Below are 2,088 nucleotides of genomic sequence, written 5' to 3'. Positions count from 1 at the left end.
TGGATTCAAAACAAGAATACTAAGTAAAATAATGACACTCACATTTATCCAATTCATAAATGTTTTTGTTTATAAAAGAAAAATGAATAATATTAAAATAGCTATTGTGTGATAATGCACTACGGGTATTAATAATATTAAAGGAAGAGAAATATTTCAATACTATGTAGAATCTCCATTTCAAAGTGGTGATAATCATCTTGCAACAACAGAAAGTACTTCAGCAAAATATGAGTTTATGGAAAGCAGAGACTGGCGAAATGGTCAGTTATTAAAATATATAGCTTTTAATAGTAATAATGATACAATTAAAATTAGTAAAAGAGATTTTTATTTAGCAGGAGCACCTAATGCGAGTGTCAATTATCATCAAGAAAGAAATGTGAAAATGCTATTATACAATCTCATAAGCCCAACTTACTATTCTCCTGGAGGTGAATCTCTCATAGATGCTGCGGCGCCGATAAGTAGTATGGCAGGTAATGCTTATGTTAATGGTGTTTTTCCTTCTTACATTGGATTAAATAATAATACTCAGCAAGGTAATTTCCCTATTTTCGTAAAACACAGCGATGCATTCCTATTAAAAAGAGAGACAACGACGGATTATTTTATTGGGGGTAAAAAGAAGTCAAAAATATCGGAATATTTTTACGATAACCCTTTATACCCAACGACTCTGACTTCTAAAAAAGATAGTTCTTCAGGAGAGGACGCTATGATTGATACAAGTTATAAATATGCCCCTGAAAAAGGAAATCAAAAGTTAGTAAATGCCAACATGATTGGTATTACATTAGAAACCGAGGTAAAGGAAAACTCAAAAATGTTATCAAAAATAGAAATTAAATACGATAATCCTTTGAATTTATTTCCTACCTCTGTTTTGTCTTATGATCTTCAAAATACTGTCTCAACGGAAATTACTTACGATCAATACGATTCAAAAGGGAATTTATTACAGTATACGACAAAGGACGGAATTTCTACTGCCATTATCTGGGGTTATAATTCTACTCAGCCAATAGCAAAAATAGTTGGAGCCACTTATGCACAGGTTTCATCTTTGGCGGCTGACATTATTTCGGCGTCCGATTCGGATACGAATGCTACTACAGAGCAGGATTTAATAGATAAATTAGATATCTTCAGAAAACAGTCTGCATTGAGCAGTGCCCAGATCACGACTTACACGTATGATCCGTTGATTGGGGTAAAGAGTATCACGCCACCTTCGGGAATCAGGGAGGTTTACCTTTACGATACAGCCAACCGTTTAAAGGAAATCAGAGAAAATAATGCGTTAGGGAAAGTTTTAAAAGAATTCAAATACAACTATAAACCATAAAAACACAAACATGAAAAAGATACTCATTCCCATAGGAGCTTTATTGTTTCACAGCTCAGCTCATGCCCAGTTGAGTCCTACAGAAAATTATGTTTACACGAAAACGTATCTGGATTATAACGGAACTACAGCTTCCAAAACCTCGGAAACGGTTCAGTATTTCGATGGTTTAGGCAGACCAAAGCAGGTTGTGAATGTAAAAGCATCACCTCTTCAAAAAGATGTTGTAACGCATATTGAATATGACGGCTTCGGCAGACAGGTAAAAGATTATTTACCTGTCCCGCAATCCAATACTATGAACGGAGCTATCATTTCCAGTCCTTTATCTAATGCGACACAGTCCGGAATTTACGGATCAGAAAAGATCTATTCGGAGAAGATTTTAGAAAACTCGCCATTAGACCGAATCCAGCAGCAGATCCAGGTGGGTAACGACTGGAGCCAGAAACCTGTAAAGTTTGATTATGATGCGAACATTGCAGGAGAAGTTATCAGGTTTACCACGACAACAACATGGGTAAACAATGCAACGAAATCTGAGATTAGTAATAACGGAAGCTATGGAACAGCTCAGCTGTACAAAAACACGGTGACCGATGAAGACGGCAATAAAACCATTGAATTTAAGAATGGACAGGGACAAACGATATTGGTAAGAAAAATGCTTGACGGAACACAAAGTGCAGATACTTATTATGTTTATAATGAATATAACCAGCTTGCCTTTGTTATTCCGC

Annotated in this window: 2 protein-coding genes; both read left to right on the top strand. The window is 35.6% G+C overall.

Features of this window, described 5'->3' with window-relative positions:
- The first annotated feature begins 238 nt into the window (after positions 1 to 238).
- Entirely contained in the window at positions 239 to 1,348 is a 1,110-nt protein-coding gene (locus tag BA768_RS17775; RefSeq protein ID WP_065721856.1) for a hypothetical protein, read from the top strand.
- A 10-nt stretch (positions 1,349 to 1,358) separates the two neighbouring features.
- A partial coding sequence (locus BA768_RS17770) for a DUF6443 domain-containing protein (protein WP_228388482.1) occupies positions 1,359 to 2,088 on the top strand: 730 nt, incomplete at its 3' end.

The organism is Chryseobacterium sp. CBo1 (genome assembly GCF_001693475.1).
Taxonomy (GTDB): domain Bacteria; phylum Bacteroidota; class Bacteroidia; order Flavobacteriales; family Weeksellaceae; genus Chryseobacterium; species Chryseobacterium formosense.
Note: the sequence above shows the minus strand (reverse complement) of the source record. Positions and strands in the feature narration are given on the sequence as shown.